The sequence below is a fragment of the Psychrobacter sp. ER1 genome (genome assembly GCF_048631835.1).
Taxonomy (GTDB): Bacteria; Pseudomonadota; Gammaproteobacteria; order Pseudomonadales; family Moraxellaceae; genus Psychrobacter.
This window is the reverse complement of sequence record NZ_CP184640.1, coordinates 2,046,142-2,061,304: the sequence shown is the minus strand read 5'-3', so window position 1 is coordinate 2,061,304 and position 15,163 is coordinate 2,046,142. Positions and strand designations below refer to the sequence as shown.

Here is a 15,163-nt window from a genome sequence, read left to right as displayed (position 1 = left end):
GACAGCATGTTTAACTGAAAGACATCTAGACTGACGAAATTCGCTTATTCAGCTGGTTTGTCGTCTTGATTTAACTGCACGTACTTGTCAAAGTTTTGAGCATAATCCGTTAAATTGTCGCTTAGCATCTGGCGATACTGTTTGACATAAAACTCGACGATATCGTCTTTTTCTTTGGCGAAATCATCACCTTTGACGAAACCGATAGAGGCAACTGACGCGCTATAGCGTGCTGCAGCATACAATAAAGAAGCACCTACTTGACCTGAATGCGCCTCAGGGCCTAGCTGACTGTTGGCGATACCAATGATAGCGTCAGCACGTTGATAAAATGCCTGCATTTCAGGGGTGATTTCGATGTTAGCATCAGCGTTTTGGTCTTGAATATTGTCTTGAGACATAAGCAACTCCTAATAATAAGTGTCAGTAGTTTTTAGTATATAAAAATGGTTGGTAAACGTTTTAAAGTAGTGACTCTTATAAACCAGCGTCTGCTTTTAAGATATCAGCTTTGTCTGTTTTTTCCCACGTAAAGGCAGTCTCTGAGCCTGGACGACCAAAGTGTCCAAAGGTAGCAGTCTGCTGATACATTGGTTGTAGTAAGTTCAACATACGGGTAATGCCGTAAGGGCGTAGGTCAAAATGCGTACGAATCAAGCGAATGATCTCATCGTTACTTATCTTGCTAGTACCAAAAGTATTAACAGAGATAGAAGTAGGCTCAGCGACACCAATCGCGTAGCTGACCTGCACTTCACAGCGCTCAGCAAGACCTGCAGCTACGATGTTTTTGGCCACATAACGTACCGCATAAGCAGCACTGCGATCCACTTTTGAAGGATCTTTACCACTGAACGCACCGCCACCATGACGCGCCATGCCGCCGTAAGTATCAACGATAATTTTACGACCAGTCAAACCAGCATCACCGACAGGACCACCAATCACAAACTTACCAGTTGGGTTGATATGATAGCGTGTGCCAGCGTGCAATAGGTCAGCTGGTAGCACTTGCTTGATGATAGATTCCATCACGGCTTCTTGTAGATCCGACTGCGAGATGCTTGGATCATGCTGTGTTGATAATACAACAGCATCGATGGCGACAGGACGATTACCATCATACTTCAAGGTCACCTGCGCTTTGGCATCTGGACGCAACCATGGCAGCTCGCCTGCGCGGCGCAGCTCCGACTGACGCTCCATCAAACGATGGGCATACTCGATAGGCGCTGGCATCAATACTTCTGTCTCATTACTGGCATAACCAAACATTAAGCCTTGGTCACCTGCACCTTGCTCTTCAGGGTCGCTACGATCGACGCCTTGCGCGATTTCAGGAGATTGTTTGCCTAGCATATTGATGACTGCACAAGTCTCGCCATCAAAGCCTAAATCTGAATGGTGATAGCCAATGCCATTTACGGTGTCACGAACCAGACGCTCTAAATCAATATTTGCCGTTGTGGTGATTTCACCTGCAAGTATGACTGCGCCTGTTTTTACTAAGGTTTCGCATGCCACACGTGCGTGCAGATCTTCACGTAAGATAGCGTCAAGGATAGCGTCTGATATTTGGTCAGCCATTTTGTCAGGATGGCCTTCGCTCACAGATTCTGAGGTAAATAAGTTGTATTCACGCATAATGGGATCGCTTAATTGAATCAATAAGGGTAGGAAAAGCAGCACATCTGGGTGCTGCTCTAATTAATTTTGACCACGCATTTACGCGGCAGATAATCGGTATTTCTCAATTTAAAATCAGTTTTGACTAAAATCTTTGCTAATAAACATGACCAAAGGGTGAGCTGACTATCACTCAATCAATATATAAAATGATACTGCCTCGCTCTAATATGGTCTTGGCGGTAACGAGTTGGGTCAGTACTTGCCCTAATAGACAACGCTAATGTGCAGATTGACTTATCAGAAGCAGGGTAATGGCCAAAATCTCTTAACGCAAAATAGGGTTATTCTACCTTGAAACGTTATAAAACTCTAGTGAGCAACACTTGCTCTACTATAAGAAATGCTCAACAAGCAGTTCACTGCAATCAAAGGTGGTTACTGGATAGCAGTTTAGCTAGCTGAGCAATTAGCTAGCGGTAGCATCTGCTTGAAATGAACAATACGTTACAACTCTAAAAATGCAGCTTTATCTTTGAACATGCATTCTTCATAGACAGGGCAAGCGCCGCATTTGGGTGTACGTGCCTGACAGGTATAGCGGCCGTGTAAGATAAGATAATGATGGGCGTCTACGATGAAGTCTTCTGGAATTCGCTCGACTAATTTTTTTCGACGATGAGTACGGTTTTGCCAGTGGCAAGCCCAGTACGATTGCCCACACGAAAGATATGCGTGTCAACGGCCATGGTCGGCTGGCCAAAAGCCGTATTTAACACGACGTTGGCAGTTTTCCGGCCGACACCTGCCAGTGATTCTAAGTCTTTGCGGTTATCAGGAACAGTGCTATCAAATTTCTCAATCAAATCACGACAGGTTTTGATAACGTTTTTTGCTTTGGCATTATATAGACCAATGTTTTTGATATAGGATTTTAGACCGTCTTCGCCTAGTGCCAGTATTGCCTCAGGCGTATTGGCCACAGGGTACAATTGCTTGGTGGCAATATTGACACTGAAATCAGTCGCTTGTGCGGACAAAATTACTGCGATAAGTAACTCAAAATTACTGTCATAATTAAGTTCGGTGACAGGCTCATCAATCGTCGCTGCCAGCTTTTCAAAGAACGGACGCACGTCACGATTGGGCATTCGTCTAGAGGGCGGCGTGTCAGCTGTTTTATGTTTGACCGTTTTACTCATGGCATTTTGACTATTATTTTGATGAATGATTGTGCCAAATTATATGCTAGCGCTAGCATTCATGTTAATGATTAAAGTATCAATTTATTAACGCATTCACTGCGTAATCAGCTATTACCGTTATAGCGCTACTTGCAATGACTCAAGCTCTACTTGTAAGGATTCGAGCTCTGCTTGTTTCTTATCATTTGCACGCACACTCAATTGCTTTTCCAGTTTTTTGATTTTGGTACGGAGCTTGGCAGCTGCAATAGTGTTTTTCGCTTGCGACTCACTGATGTTTAGAGACTGGCTTGCTGCATTATTGAGCTTAGCCTCTACCATACTAACGACAGGTCTACTATTACTCGTATCAGCAAGCTGTTCTGTGACGCGTTTCAAATGAGTATGGTAGCGTTGTCTCAAATCTTCTTGCTCTGCTATTCGCTCAGGCTCAGATATTTCTCGCTCAATCGTGACTAAGTCAATGCAATCAACAGGGCAGGGCGCGATACATAGCTCACAGCCCGTGCACAAATCTGTAAAAATCGTATGCATATGCTTGCCAGTACCAACGATAGCATCGACTGGGCAAGCAGGGATGCATTTGGTGCAGCCGATACAGTCATCTTCACGGATCACCGCACGAACCTCGGTCGGACGTTCGGAAGTGGCATCTACTGGCCACTGTGAAGGCACCGCCGTCAGCGTAGTGTCAAGAGTATCTATATCGAGAGTCTGAGCAATCGCATTGGTGACTGGCTGACCACCAGGCACACATTTATTATACGGCTCGCCATCTAATACAATCGCAGCGGCATATGGCAGGCAACCATCTGGATACTCACATAGCCCGCACTGCGTCTGTGGCAAACAAGCATCCACACGTGCAATTTTTGCCTGCATGTCAGCGGGCAAGGTATCAATGTGTAATGCATCGAATAAGATAGGTAGATTGACTAAGCGTATATTGGTGCTACTTTGCATTTAATTAAGGACCTTAATACCGGTCGTAAGCATAGGTATTAGTATAAATAGAGATGAAAGGTTGAGAAAGCGGTCTTTGTAAAACAGTGTCTATAAGAGCATCTGCTCTGTCAGCGTTTTACTGCTCAGGTTAGCGTGTTACTTATTAAAAAATAAAGTTCGAAGTAAAACGCTTGTCACAGGAGCAGCGATTTTAAAGAGATGAGATTGAAAATACAACACTATAGCGTAATGTGGTGTTTATAGATAAGTACTGATTATAAATCTATATTTTGTTCTTTAGCCACTTGATCAATCAAATCACGAGCGATACTACCCTTTGGTGGAATTCTGGGTAGGTTTGAGAGATCAAAGAAATCAGCATGTGCTAGCTCATCTTCTTGCAAGATAATATCGCCACTAGCATACGATGCACGAAAACCGAGCATCAAGTTAGAGGGAATGGCCATGGCTGACTACTGACATAGCGGATATCTGATACGCTGATATTGACCTCTTCTGCGACTTCACGTACCACCGCATGCTCCAGACTCTCTCCAACTTCTACAAACCCTGCGATCAAACCATACATTGGCGGCAGATTTTGCTGTCCATGACGATGATGGTGAGCCAGTAAGATTTGCATCTCACCTGTTACTGGATTTGGACGAGTAATAGCAGTGATGACGCAAGGTTGTACGCGAGGGTATTGGCGCAATCGACATATTGGACAAACCATGGCACGTTCGCCTTGGTCAGCATGTACAGTAGGACTAGCACAGCGACTACAAAACTGCGTATCTGCTTGCCAGCTTAATAGTTGTATTGCTTGGCTAATCTGATCTGACAAAGCGACTGGCAAATGAGTCATTAGTTTTCGATAAGGAACAAAAGTGTTACCACTGCTTTCAGCAATAATTGGTAGCGTCATGTTATGAGCAACTGCATAGTCATAAGTCATGGCGCTCGTGGCATGAGCGGTAAAGCTATGAGCCATATTGGCATCAACCGTATCATCTGCATCGTTACCAGTGCTGTCGTCTGATAACCAATGATTTGGTGCTAGGCTCTCGTGCAGCGTTACGTGACCAACCTGATAAGCTTGCTCGCTTAAGTCATTACTATCGGGCGATAGCTGAACTTGCAAAGGCCACCAACCATCTGGCATTTGACGGCATAAGATACTGTCATCACTTAATACAAAAGCATGGGCCATATAAAATTCCAAACATTATAAAGTAAGTCCGCATCGACGTAGACACAGACTGTTTTAGAGTAAAATATCATCAATTCTATGTAAACCAGATACCCAGATCTCTATACATGTTGTCAGGCTAGTTCAACCTAATGACTGTAGCGCTTTCACGTGCCTGACTCGTACCTACATTATCTTGAATTATCTATACGTAAATGAGATGTCATGGCTAAGAGATAATAACCATGCCATGACAATAAGAAAAGTTAAGCAGCAAGTAGGTGGCTTAAGCTTTGCTGCCCCACATCAAGCGCTTGTTTGCTGACAGGGCGATTATTCTCAAAACCATCTAAGTGATGATCGACCGCCATGATAACATCAGCGATGCAGGCTAACGTACTGTCTTCGATACGTCGTCCGCCTTCGATACGCTTTTCAATGTAGTTGGCTAGCTGACTCAGCATGCTGGCAGGTGTGGGCAGTTGTAAGAAGCGTACTGCGCCTGCTACTTGACGCATCATCCCAGGAATATTTTGGATATTGAGCATATCGCGCTCAGGCTCCGCCAAATAATCATTGATGGCTTGCTCGGCACTAGCAATAGCAGTTCGGCTTTCTTGTATCAAGGTATCATTAGCCGTATTAAGCTGATGCAATGAGATATGCGGGTTATTCAGTGGCAGATAGATTGCCCCTGGTGTATGCATCTCTGCCATGGCAATGGCGGCGTTCTCTGCATGCATTAACGCTAGTAGCAAATGATCAAAATCGTCAGGGAAGGTGCTTGCCAATGGCTCACAGCTTCTGCTGCTTCGCTAAGACTATTGGCTGCGTTGGACAGACCTAATAAACGTAATGCTGAACTAAGCTCAGTCAGCTCTTCGATAGTTTGCGCGGTCTGCATATCAATAGGGTTGATTGAATCGCCACGTGCATAACTATCGACGTGTTCTTTAATATTATTGATCTGATTTTGAATAATTGTGTTTAACGTATCGGTAAGTTCGCGGTTAGGACCGAATAAAAAGCGTTTCATTTGTTCTAGCTGAGCACCTTCTAAATGGTTACTGGCATACTGTTCACGTAGTTGATGCGCTTGCTCGTTATCACGTTGACAGGCAAAGCTCACTAAATCTGCAAAGCGGGTATCCATGACTGGTAAATAGCTTTGAAATTGCTGCTCTAAATAGATAAGTGTGTGTTTTTGACTCAAGTTTAATGGTAATACTGCTGCGATATCAGTCACAGCAGCAGTCGCCGCTTGCCAAAATAAGCTATCAGTATTTGAGGCAATTAATGCACAAGCTGCACTCATGGCATCCAGCTTTTGCTGATCTGCTGAGTCAATTTTGCCATCTTGATTGAGTAGTGCAATGCTAAGGCCACTACGATACGCGTTGGTCAGCAGCTCTGTGTCTAGATTAAGCGTGCTTAGAGATTCAAAGTTTTGTTCAGGGTTGGCGATGATGACACTACTGCTACCAAATGCAGAAAAATAGTCTGCCGTAATAGGAGCTTCTTGACTATGCGCATTAAGCTTGTTGATTACAGGTATCAGTAGAGTAGGCTCTACCGATTCAGTCAAGAGGACAAACTCAACATAACGATCCAAGGTCATGATGGCTTCTGATAGATCCATGATCAAATCAGTATCGTTATTATCACCATTGTCATAAAGTCTCTGTAGACCACCAACAATGGCATCATTCAATGCTTCTGCACCGACCAAAGAAATGAGTTTAAAAATACAAGACAGCTGCTTTAATACTTCGATAGAATCTGACAACAAAGGTGCCTGACTACTATCATCGTTGAACTCGCCTAGATGAATTTCAGTATCTTTAAGCGTTGCTATAACCTCATCATGCAGTAAATGGAGTGATGGCAGGTTAAAATCAGTAATACTAAGCGTTGGGGCGGTTAGCTTCATTTGCGCAGACTGGTCCATAAGTATTTTTCCATAATGTACTGATGAGGATAGCAATAGTGTAAATTTGACTTAGAAAATATTGGTTAGTGATGTTTTAACGCTTTCTATCATAATAATCAAGACTAAATTATACAAATGTCGGTTCAATAAAAATTCAAAGGACAATTACATGCTAGCTTTTAGGGCAGGATAATCTTCTGCCAAAGCGGCATACCAGCTTTGGTCAGCAGTTTCATCCGCCGTTGAAGCCAGTAATAAATTTGCTAAATTGGCGAAACTTGCATGAGCGGTTTGTCCGCCATCGGTATCTGTATCGTCTTCGATGGCAAGCGTGACCTGTCCACCAGTCATCGCCAGATAAACTTCGGCTAAAATCTCTGAATCAAGTAATGCTCCGTGAAAAGTACGGTCTTGCTTACCAACATCTAGGCGACGCACGAGGGCATCTAGCGTGTTTTTTGCCCAGGGTACTGCTGCTTGGCCATCGCCAGTGAATCGGTTACTTGCACTCGATTAGCAAAGTCATTCAAACCAACTTTTGCAAACTCCATATTTAAGAAGTTCATATCAAAAGTAGCGTTATGAGCGATAATCTCAGCGCCATCCATAAAGTCGTACAAAGACTGAGCCACTTGATCAAAGGTCGGCTTGTCGGTCAAAAATGCTTCAGAGATACCATGAATACGAATGACTTCATCATCCATGCCGCGCTGCGGATTGATATAAACGTGCAGCTTTTCACCAGTAAACTTACGTCCGACTAGCTCCACAATACCGACCTCGATAATACGGTCGCCTTTTAGTGCATCAAGCCCTGTGGTTTCTGTATCCATAATAAGCTGACGATCTGCTTCATGGCGGTGTATCGGCTTTGGTAGTAGCGGCTTAAAATTTGGGTTGGCACGGCTAGTATCTCCATCGAACTTAGGTGCATCAGATTCTACACTTGGCAACATATCATTGTCGACGGTATCATCTAGGTGCGTTTGAATATCTGGCATAGCTTTGGTACTCGTCGGGTTGTATGTATTGTCTTGATGGCTGTTAGATTCTACAGCAATGTTTTTATTCATCTTAAGGGTGTTAGCTGTACTCTGACTATCTTCCTTTAGCGGCTCAGGTTCTAAGAGCTCTTCATCAAACTCATCGTCCATCATATCTAGACCCAATGGATCGAAACTTAGCCAGTCAGCGCTAGACGATTTTTGCAAAGTATCAGTGTTAATGTCAGCATTAGGATTAATATCAGTCGCTATTTGGTCTTTTTTTTAGTCGTATCTGCTTCATTGAGCATAGCTGAATGGCCGCTGTTTGAGGTGACACCTAAGTTTGCCAGCTCGTCTGCTTTTTCATTACCCGCATGTCCAGCGTGACCCTTGACCCAATGCCAGCTAACATCACGCTGTTGGCAGAGCTTATCCAATTGTTGCCATAGGTCTTGATTGGCGACTGGCTTTTTACTGGCAGTTTTCCAGCCCTTTTTCTTCCAACCTTCAATCCATTCAGTAATGCCTTTTTGACATAACTGGAGTCAGTCCAAATCTCAAGAGTATGCTCATGCGGGCTATGGGTCAGGGCTTGTATTGCACCCATTAGCTCCATACGGTTATTGGTGGTTTCTTTGTCGCCGCCGTACAAATCTTGCGTGCTGCCATCACTAAATATAAGATGTGCTCCCCAGCCGCCAGCGCCAGGATTGCCTTTGCAAGCACCATCAGTATAGGCCACAGTGGTATTTGTTTTAGCAGCCAATGGATCAATCGCGTTGTCTTTATGAGTGTTTGGCATTGAATTACGGTTGTCTGACATAAAGGAGTATGGACCTGATAAGTGGTAAGCATAGGGTAGTATTAGAGCATCTCGTTTACGTTATTCGAACGATGATGATGACGTTGTGAGTATAGCAAATCTATCATAAATATGGGCAGTCGTGACGCACAAAGTCAGAAAACCGTTACGGTAACTTATAACATAATAGTAACGTCTTGGTTTTCTGTTAAAATAGCGAAGCTCGCTGAAAGCCACTGATTTTTTAATGACAGAGCTGTCTTTGCTACAAAAATGCCCAAGCGCATTTTTTGTATCTGCTATTTGATGGTTTTTTGACAATAGTACACTTAATAAAAGTTTTTAATGCATGATTGCAGGATAACCCCATTATGTCCTTACGCTCGAATTTATTTAATAAGAGACTGACGTATCTGATGCTCAGTGTGACTGCCAGCAGCGCAATTTTTCTGAGCGCTTGTAATGATACTAGCCCTCAAGCAGATACCGAAGTTGCAGCAGATCTGTCTGTCTTTGAAGGTTGTTATACGGTGAGTCAAGATGAGCCTGCTCAGATAAAGGTCAGCCAGCAAGATGACACTTGGGTAATGCAGATGAAAGAGCCCGTCACTGCTAAGCGCGTCTGGGATACTCCAGAGCCGTTAGAAGTGATAGACAATAGCGACATACCGCAGTTCTTCTCTATCGATCCAGACAATGTCGATGCGGTTATTGGTCGTCCTGATCGAGTGCTTGTGTTGGCTCATGTCAAACCAGCTTACGCAAATATTGATCCGCTCTTAGACAGTGAGTACTTGTCTTATATTTACCGAGGCGCCAACACGATCTACCGCGTGGAGTGCGACGAGGTGAATACTGATATTTTAGCCAATCCACATGCTAATCTTGTTATCGATAATGTTGATGATAGTATTTAAATAAGCGTTAACGATAGTACTTGGATAAGTATCGACTATAAATATTATTGTTGGTCGATGATATTTGCATAGACAGTATTTTGTTATAAACAGTCATACCATTAGAGTTAAGCGATATGAATTTTTTCAGTTACGTGGTGTTAGGCGGATTCTCTTATGCAGCTGGTTGGGCGGTAAGGACGTATGTATTAGACAAACAGCCGACGCCTGAGCAGCCTTATAATCTAAAACATCCTGCGATTTTGGCATATTTGGGTGTATTTTTTATTATCATGTTGATCGTCTCTTGGCTGCTTGGTCGCTATGCACTTGGTCATGCTGCGATTGATTTACCTTTCATTATTGTCAACAGCCTCGTTGCGACATTCGTCTACTCGTTTGGTCTTAATCCAGAAAAAGCTAATTATGAAGTGCCTGATTAAAATACAGTATTGAATGAATTGTGAATAGCAAAAGCCACGACCGAAATATTAATTCGTGGTCGTGGCTTTTTTATTAATACTGTGGTTATGAATCACTTTTTTCTAATAGCTGAAAGTATTATTATTTATGAGGCTTTCTTCAGGTTAGTACCAGTCTCGTCACTATCTTTCTCATCACTACTAGTCTTGTCGTTACTATTCTTATCCGTGTCGTTCTTAGCTTCTAACTTATCCTTAGTAGCTGATTGTTCCTGCTTCCACTCTTTATATTTTTGCAGATCTTTTCTGGCCTGCTTTAGACAGAACTTAAGTACTAGCGCATCATCGATATGGCCGATAAACGGAATAGAATCAGGAATGAGGTCAATTGGATTTAGCACATAGAGCGCACCGATAACGCCAGCTGAGATTGTCTTAAAAGGAATCTTACGGTAGTCACCTTTGTAATAATCTTTGACGAGACTCATAAATAGCATTAAATCATCACTAAACGGCTCAAGATAGCCGCTGTCCTCTAACTTTTCTTTCAGCTTGTCTTCTTTGCCCAGCAAGTATTCTAAATTAGAGTCAAGTGACTTGTTTTTATCGGTTTTTTTATTAAACATAATTATTACCTTTTATTTTTTGCAATGAATTTGTATTTACAGTAACAAATCTAATCGACCTATATTGTGTGTCTCAGTAGCGAAAAAGTAAATATCGGTAAAGATTAGGCAACCATCAGTGTCAGAAAAGCGTCTACAATATGCTGCCACAAGGTCTAAAAACACAAGTCATAAAAATAAAAGCGATAAGGTAGCAGTAAGATATGGGGATTAAGCGCCAGTCATGGAAAGATGATAACAATAGTCATGCAACTGAAACAACATCTGGGCTAAACCGTCGGCAGTTTCTACGTCGAATCGGTGTGAGTGCAGGCACAGCAGTATTAGCGAGCCAAGGTATTTCTCAAGCGCTGGCAGCCAGTCCTATCGATTCTGATCATAGTACACAGCTGACCAAGGATGATCTACCAACTTCGTTATTGGATAATCGCTCATTAGCACAAACGTCACAGGAATCGCTGACGCAGACAGGTTGTATCACGCCTACGATTGAGACGCGACTTTTTGCCAGCTCCAATGTGGGTGGTAATGATGAGCGTAATCAGTTGGCATTAGATCGGGTGGCTTGTGCTGGGTTTAAAATAGAAAATCCTGCTATTACCAATCGTCAGTACTTACGCTTTGCGGGAACGGACTCACAGCGTGCTAGCGATTTTCAAAACCTTGCTACTGGGGCAATAGCCGCGCCAAAGCTGCTGTTAGGTGTGCGCGGTGGTTACGGTGCCATGCGCATATTGCCTATGGTGGATTGGGCGACGCTAGGACGGATTATGAAGGAGCGCGGCACGATACTCGCAGGCTTTAGCGATGTGACCGCTATCCAATGTGCGCTATTGGCAAAAGGGTCAATGAGCTCGCTTGCCGCACCGATGCTCTATAGCGAGTTTGGCAAAACTACGCCCGATAAAGTCAGCGGTCAGCAGTTTGTTGAAGTGCTGACCAATCCCAATCTGGTTATTAATATATCAGACGCTTCTGTAACCAGTTCTAGCTTACCCAGTATTTTGACCAGTGCTGAGCCAAAACTGTTAACTGGTACGATTTGGGGTGGTAACTTAAGTGTCGTATCAGCGATGGCAGGTAGTGAGTATTTACCGCGTATCGATGGCGGTATTGTGTTTTTAGAAGATGTCGGCGAGCAGGCGTATCGTATTGAGCGCATGCTGTATGATTTGTACTTAGCGGGTGTGTTTAAAAATCAACAAGCGATCGTATTTGGGGCATTATCTGGTGCAGGTGAGGACAGCTATGACAAACGTTACGATGTTGCCACTGTGATTCGTCAGCTGCATGAACTAACAGGATTGCCGATATATAGTGGTATGCCTTTTGGTCATATCGGCAGAAAATACAGTTTTCCGCTGGGAGCGACTTGCCAGCTGAGTCCTAATGTAAATGGCGGCTATCAGTTGGTATTTACCGATTATCCAACCATCAAGGCTGATGCCATCCAAGTGGAAGGCTTGTGGCAGACTGCTTAAACGCTAATCACTGTCCTTTTTAAATAGCCAACCGCGAAAACTTATCTTGATATTCTTTAGGCGTCAGCTCTGTCGCACGTTTAAATAGACGCGTGAATGAAGAGATATCATCATAACCTACTTGATCGGCAAGTGACTTTATCGATACATCGCCCAACTCAAGTAAGCGTTTGGCTTGTTCAATTCTAACGGCCTGAATATATTCAATCGGTCGCATGGCCACACAGGACTGGAAACGTCTATTTAAAGTGCGCGGGGTAATATTTACCATAGCGGCTAAACTGCTGACCTGCAAAGAATGTTGAAAGTTTTCTTCGATATATTCTTGGACCTGTTTAATCAAATGGTCGGAATGCGGCTTGTGCAGGGTCACATTGGTATAGCTGTTTTGACTGCCTCTTTTGCTATCAATAATTTGGGTTTTTGCCACTTGCGTAGAGATCTCACGTCCGCAGTAGCGCTCAATCAATAATAGCCCTAAATCATAAAAGGCGCTGCCGCCAGCTGCACAAAATATATTGCCTGACTGGTTTGTTGATTCGCTTCTTGAATGGGTCACAAACTGATTCTCTTGTAAGTCCACCAATGGAAAATCTGCCTTAAACTTATTGGCATAGCCCCAGTGTGTGGTGGCTATCTTATGATCTAACAATCCTGCCTTTGCCAAAAAAATGCTCCGCTACAATTGCTTGCTATATCAGCCTTGGTATTCGCAAGCCGTACTAAATGTGGCAGCAGCTCACTATTTTGCTTTAATACCTTATCAATAGAGTCGCCAATGGTTGGCACAAGCAATAAGTCGCACTCTGTCACGTCTCGAATATCACAGTGGGCTTGCATGATTAACCGATTGCTGCACCTAATATCGCCGCCACCCAAGCTTGCAATCTGTACATTAAATCTAGGCTCTACAGACTCATTCGAAAAACGCTGCCAGCTGACACCTGTGAATGAAAACAAGTCCAATGCGCCAGAGAGCACACTGCCAAGTACACCATCGAAGCCAAGAATAATCATTTTAAAAGGTTTGAAATAGGGCATAAGTCACTTGTTTCCTTTGCTGTGCTGTGCTTACAGAAATAGCCATAGTGTGGTTGATGTTAGCCCGTTAGACGCTCTGTTTATGTCTTATTTGACCATAATTATGTCATAAATGACAATACGGACAGGTATCAAATTAGACTAATATTAATTGATAACCACATTTAATCAGTTAACGAGAATACTATGGCCGCAGATACCCTCCTAAACGATTTTGAATTACCTTTCCAATTGTATGACGTACTAGGCACAGAGTCACTTACCGAGCACGCAAAGTTCTCAGAACATAGCCGTGAGACATTTGATGCTGTATTAGAGACGGCAAATAAGATTGCGACAGATTTATTTTTACCTCATAACCATATTGCGGATAAGAACGAGCCGCAGTTCGATGGTAAAAAAGTCAGCATGATAAACGATGTAAAAGTCGCTTTTGATGCGTTCCGTGAGTCTGGCTTTATCGCCGGTCGTTATAGTTTTGAAGACGGTGGTATGCAGTTACCTGAGACAGTGATGACAGCTGTGGCAGGCTACTTTATGGCAGCCAATCCATCAACGACCGCCTATCCATTTCTGACCACTGCGGCAATCAACGTCATCTCTCATTTTGCTAGTGATGATATCAAAGCAGCCTTTATGCCGCGTATGCTGACAGGTGAATTTACTGGCACTATGGCTTTAACAGAGCCACATGCAGGTTCGTCGCTTGCTGATATCAAAACCATCGCCGTAAAACAAGATGACGGCTCGTACCGTGTCAAAGGCAGCAAGATTTATATCTCAGCAGGTGATCATGAGCTGTCTGACAATATCGTGCATTTGGTACTGGCCAAAGTGCCAGGTGGTCCAGGTGGTGTCAAGGTATCTCTTTATTTGCCGTGCCTAAGTATCGCTTGAACGCTGACTTGTCTGTTGGCGAGCGTAACGATGTACATCTGACCGGACTGATTCATAAGCTTGGTTATAGAGGTGCAACTTCTACAGCATTGAGCTTCGGTGACGAAGGCGATTGTCATGGTTATTTGATCGGCGAAGAGCACTTTGGTCTGCGTTATATGTTCAAGATGATGAATGAGGCACGTATCGCTGTCGGTTTTGGTGCTTCTATGATTGGTTATCGTGGCTATCAGTATTCGCTAGATTATGCCAAAGACCGTACACAAGGCAGAATCGCCCCGAACAATAAACCTGAAGATGTGGCAACTGCTATCATTCAGCATGGTGACGTAAAGCGTATGCTACTAGCGCAAAAGCCTACTCTGAAGGTGGCATCTCATTATGTCTATATGGATCAAACCTAATTGACCGTATCAACACCTGTGAAGACGAAACCCTAAAAAATGAGCTAACAGAGTTGTTGGATTTGCTAACGCCAGTGCTAAAAGCATGGCCATCTGAGTATGGCCCAAAAGCCAATGACTTAGGTATTCAGGTATTAGGCGGCGCAGGCTATACGCGTGAATATCAGGCTGAGCAATTTTGGCGTGACAATCGTCTAAATCCTATCCATGAAGGCACAAACGGTGTGCAGGCGCTAGATTTGTCATTCCGCAAGTTATGGCAAAAAGGTGGGTTAGGCATTCAAATCCTAAAACGTGAGATTACACAAGATTTAGAAAGTATCACTACGCCTGAGAGCGCGCAACTTGCAGGCAAGCTGATGCCTTATATGGGTCAGCTGCATGAAGTGCTCGTGCATTTGGGCAAAGTGTTGCAGACAGAAGAAGCGCTGACATTGACTGGTAATGCTCAAGCATTAATGAATATTTTTGCCTCAATTGTACTGAGCTGGATTTGGATTCGCCAAGCCAGTAAAGCCGAGCAGCTACTAAGTACGACGCAAGATGTCGAGCAGCAGAATTTTTATAAAGGCAAGATACAAGCGGCCAAATACTTCATCGATTGGGAACTACCATTAGTTAAACGCGACATCGAATTATTAACCAACACCAACTCGGTTTGCACTGATATGCAAGCGGACTGGTTCTAAGAACAACTCTAAGGAAAGAGA

The 15,163-nt window shown here is 43.5% G+C and carries 13 protein-coding genes and 3 pseudogenes; 4 read left to right on the top strand and 12 right to left on the bottom strand.

The window, feature by feature from the left end; genetic code table 11:
• Positions 1-44: 44 nt before the first annotated feature.
• The 9 genes and pseudogenes from ACOBWA_RS09565 to dnaQ all read right to left on the bottom strand — a co-directional run bounded on the left by ACOBWA_RS09565 (position 45) and on the right by dnaQ (position 8,707).
• Complete coding sequence (locus tag ACOBWA_RS09565) at positions 45-401, bottom strand: DUF3144 domain-containing protein (protein WP_102078350.1); 357 nt, start codon at positions 399-401, stop codon at positions 45-47.
• Between the two features lie 76 nt (positions 402-477).
• Positions 478-1,644, bottom strand: coding sequence for a methionine adenosyltransferase (metK, locus tag ACOBWA_RS09560; protein ID WP_057760687.1), 1,167 nt, complete (start codon positions 1,642-1,644; stop codon positions 478-480).
• Positions 1,645-2,133: 489 nt separating this feature from the next.
• Positions 2,134-2,828: pseudogene (gene nth, locus ACOBWA_RS09555) on the bottom strand (endonuclease III).
• 120 nt (positions 2,829-2,948) lie between these two features.
• Positions 2,949-3,794, bottom strand: a complete 846-nt coding sequence (locus tag ACOBWA_RS09550; protein ID WP_420229213.1) for an RnfABCDGE type electron transport complex subunit B — start codon at positions 3,792-3,794, stop codon at positions 2,949-2,951.
• 257 nt (positions 3,795-4,051) lie between these two features.
• A complete protein-coding gene (locus ACOBWA_RS09545; protein WP_420229212.1) occupies positions 4,052-4,243 on the bottom strand; it encodes a hypothetical protein in 192 nt (63 codons plus the stop codon).
• A complete protein-coding gene (gene nudC / locus ACOBWA_RS09540) occupies positions 4,222-4,989 on the bottom strand; it encodes an NAD(+) diphosphatase (protein WP_420229211.1) in 768 nt (255 codons plus the stop codon). Before nudC ends, ACOBWA_RS09545 begins: the two co-directional genes overlap by 22 nt.
• Before the next feature lie 245 nt (positions 4,990-5,234).
• Positions 5,235-5,759, bottom strand: a complete 525-nt coding sequence (locus ACOBWA_RS09535) for a hypothetical protein (protein ID WP_420229210.1) — start codon at positions 5,757-5,759, stop codon at positions 5,235-5,237.
• The gene (locus tag ACOBWA_RS09530) at positions 5,717-6,916 is read right to left on the bottom strand and encodes a hypothetical protein (protein WP_420229209.1); all 1,200 of its coding nucleotides are present in this window, start codon (positions 6,914-6,916) and stop codon (positions 5,717-5,719) included. The genes ACOBWA_RS09535 and ACOBWA_RS09530 overlap by 43 nt, the downstream gene beginning before the upstream one ends.
• Before the next feature lie 147 nt (positions 6,917-7,063).
• A pseudogene (dnaQ, locus tag ACOBWA_RS09525) lies at positions 7,064-8,707 on the bottom strand (DNA polymerase III subunit epsilon).
• 350 nt (positions 8,708-9,057) lie between these two features.
• Between dnaQ and ACOBWA_RS09520 the strand changes: the two are divergent.
• Together ACOBWA_RS09520 and ACOBWA_RS09515 are read left to right on the top strand one after the other, a co-directional pair.
• Complete coding sequence (locus tag ACOBWA_RS09520; RefSeq protein WP_420229208.1) at positions 9,058-9,603, top strand: hypothetical protein; 546 nt, start codon at positions 9,058-9,060, stop codon at positions 9,601-9,603.
• Between the two features lie 116 nt (positions 9,604-9,719).
• Entirely contained in the window at positions 9,720-10,025 is a 306-nt protein-coding gene (locus ACOBWA_RS09515) for a hypothetical protein (RefSeq protein WP_420229207.1), read from the top strand.
• Between the two features lie 125 nt (positions 10,026-10,150).
• On the opposite strand, the gene ACOBWA_RS09510 is transcribed toward ACOBWA_RS09515, so the two are convergent.
• Entirely contained in the window at positions 10,151-10,630 is a 480-nt protein-coding gene (locus tag ACOBWA_RS09510) for a YkvA family protein (RefSeq protein WP_420229206.1), read from the bottom strand.
• A 203-nt stretch (positions 10,631-10,833) separates the two neighbouring features.
• Here ACOBWA_RS09510 and ACOBWA_RS09505 point away from each other — a divergent pair, with 203 nt between their 5' ends.
• Positions 10,834-12,111, top strand: a complete 1,278-nt coding sequence (locus ACOBWA_RS09505) for an LD-carboxypeptidase (RefSeq protein WP_420229205.1) — start codon at positions 10,834-10,836, stop codon at positions 12,109-12,111.
• Positions 12,112-12,130: 19 nt separating this feature from the next.
• Here the strand turns inward: ACOBWA_RS09505 and ACOBWA_RS09500 are convergent, their stop codons facing one another.
• Positions 12,131-12,778, bottom strand: a complete 648-nt coding sequence (locus ACOBWA_RS09500) for a GlxA family transcriptional regulator (protein WP_420229204.1) — start codon at positions 12,776-12,778, stop codon at positions 12,131-12,133.
• The gene (locus ACOBWA_RS09495; RefSeq protein ID WP_420229203.1) at positions 12,757-13,152 is read right to left on the bottom strand and encodes a hypothetical protein; all 396 of its coding nucleotides are present in this window, start codon (positions 13,150-13,152) and stop codon (positions 12,757-12,759) included. The genes ACOBWA_RS09500 and ACOBWA_RS09495 overlap by 22 nt, the downstream gene beginning before the upstream one ends.
• 186 nt (positions 13,153-13,338) lie before the next feature.
• Between ACOBWA_RS09495 and ACOBWA_RS09490 the strand changes: the two are divergent.
• A pseudogene (locus tag ACOBWA_RS09490) lies at positions 13,339-15,142 on the top strand (acyl-CoA dehydrogenase).
• The last annotated feature ends 21 nt before the right edge of the window (positions 15,143-15,163 follow it).

What these genes read in the sequence shown, in the direction of transcription:
- ACOBWA_RS09495 (WP_420229203.1), bottom strand. Translation starts at nt 13,152, where the DNA reads ATGCCCTATTTCAAACCTTTTAAAATGATTATTCTTGGCTTCGATGGT.
- metK (WP_057760687.1), bottom strand. Translation starts at nt 1,644, where the DNA reads ATGCGTGAATACAACTTATTTACCTCAGAATCTGTGAGCGAAGGCCAT.
- ACOBWA_RS09515 (WP_420229207.1), top strand. Translation starts at nt 9,720, where the DNA reads ATGAATTTTTTCAGTTACGTGGTGTTAGGCGGATTCTCTTATGCAGCT.
- ACOBWA_RS09505 (WP_420229205.1), top strand. Translation starts at nt 10,834, where the DNA reads ATGGGGATTAAGCGCCAGTCATGGAAAGATGATAACAATAGTCATGCA.
- ACOBWA_RS09550 (WP_420229213.1), bottom strand. Translation starts at nt 3,794, where the DNA reads ATGCAAAGTAGCACCAATATACGCTTAGTCAATCTACCTATCTTATTC.
- ACOBWA_RS09520 (WP_420229208.1), top strand. Translation starts at nt 9,058, where the DNA reads ATGTCCTTACGCTCGAATTTATTTAATAAGAGACTGACGTATCTGATG.
- ACOBWA_RS09530 (WP_420229209.1), bottom strand. Translation starts at nt 6,916, where the DNA reads ATGGACCAGTCTGCGCAAATGAAGCTAACCGCCCCAACGCTTAGTATT.
- nudC (WP_420229211.1), bottom strand. Translation starts at nt 4,989, where the DNA reads ATGGCCCATGCTTTTGTATTAAGTGATGACAGTATCTTATGCCGTCAA.
- ACOBWA_RS09510 (WP_420229206.1), bottom strand. Translation starts at nt 10,630, where the DNA reads ATGTTTAATAAAAAAACCGATAAAAACAAGTCACTTGACTCTAATTTA.
- ACOBWA_RS09545 (WP_420229212.1), bottom strand. Translation starts at nt 4,243, where the DNA reads ATGGCCATTCCCTCTAACTTGATGCTCGGTTTTCGTGCATCGTATGCT.
- ACOBWA_RS09565 (WP_102078350.1), bottom strand. Translation starts at nt 401, where the DNA reads ATGTCTCAAGACAATATTCAAGACCAAAACGCTGATGCTAACATCGAA.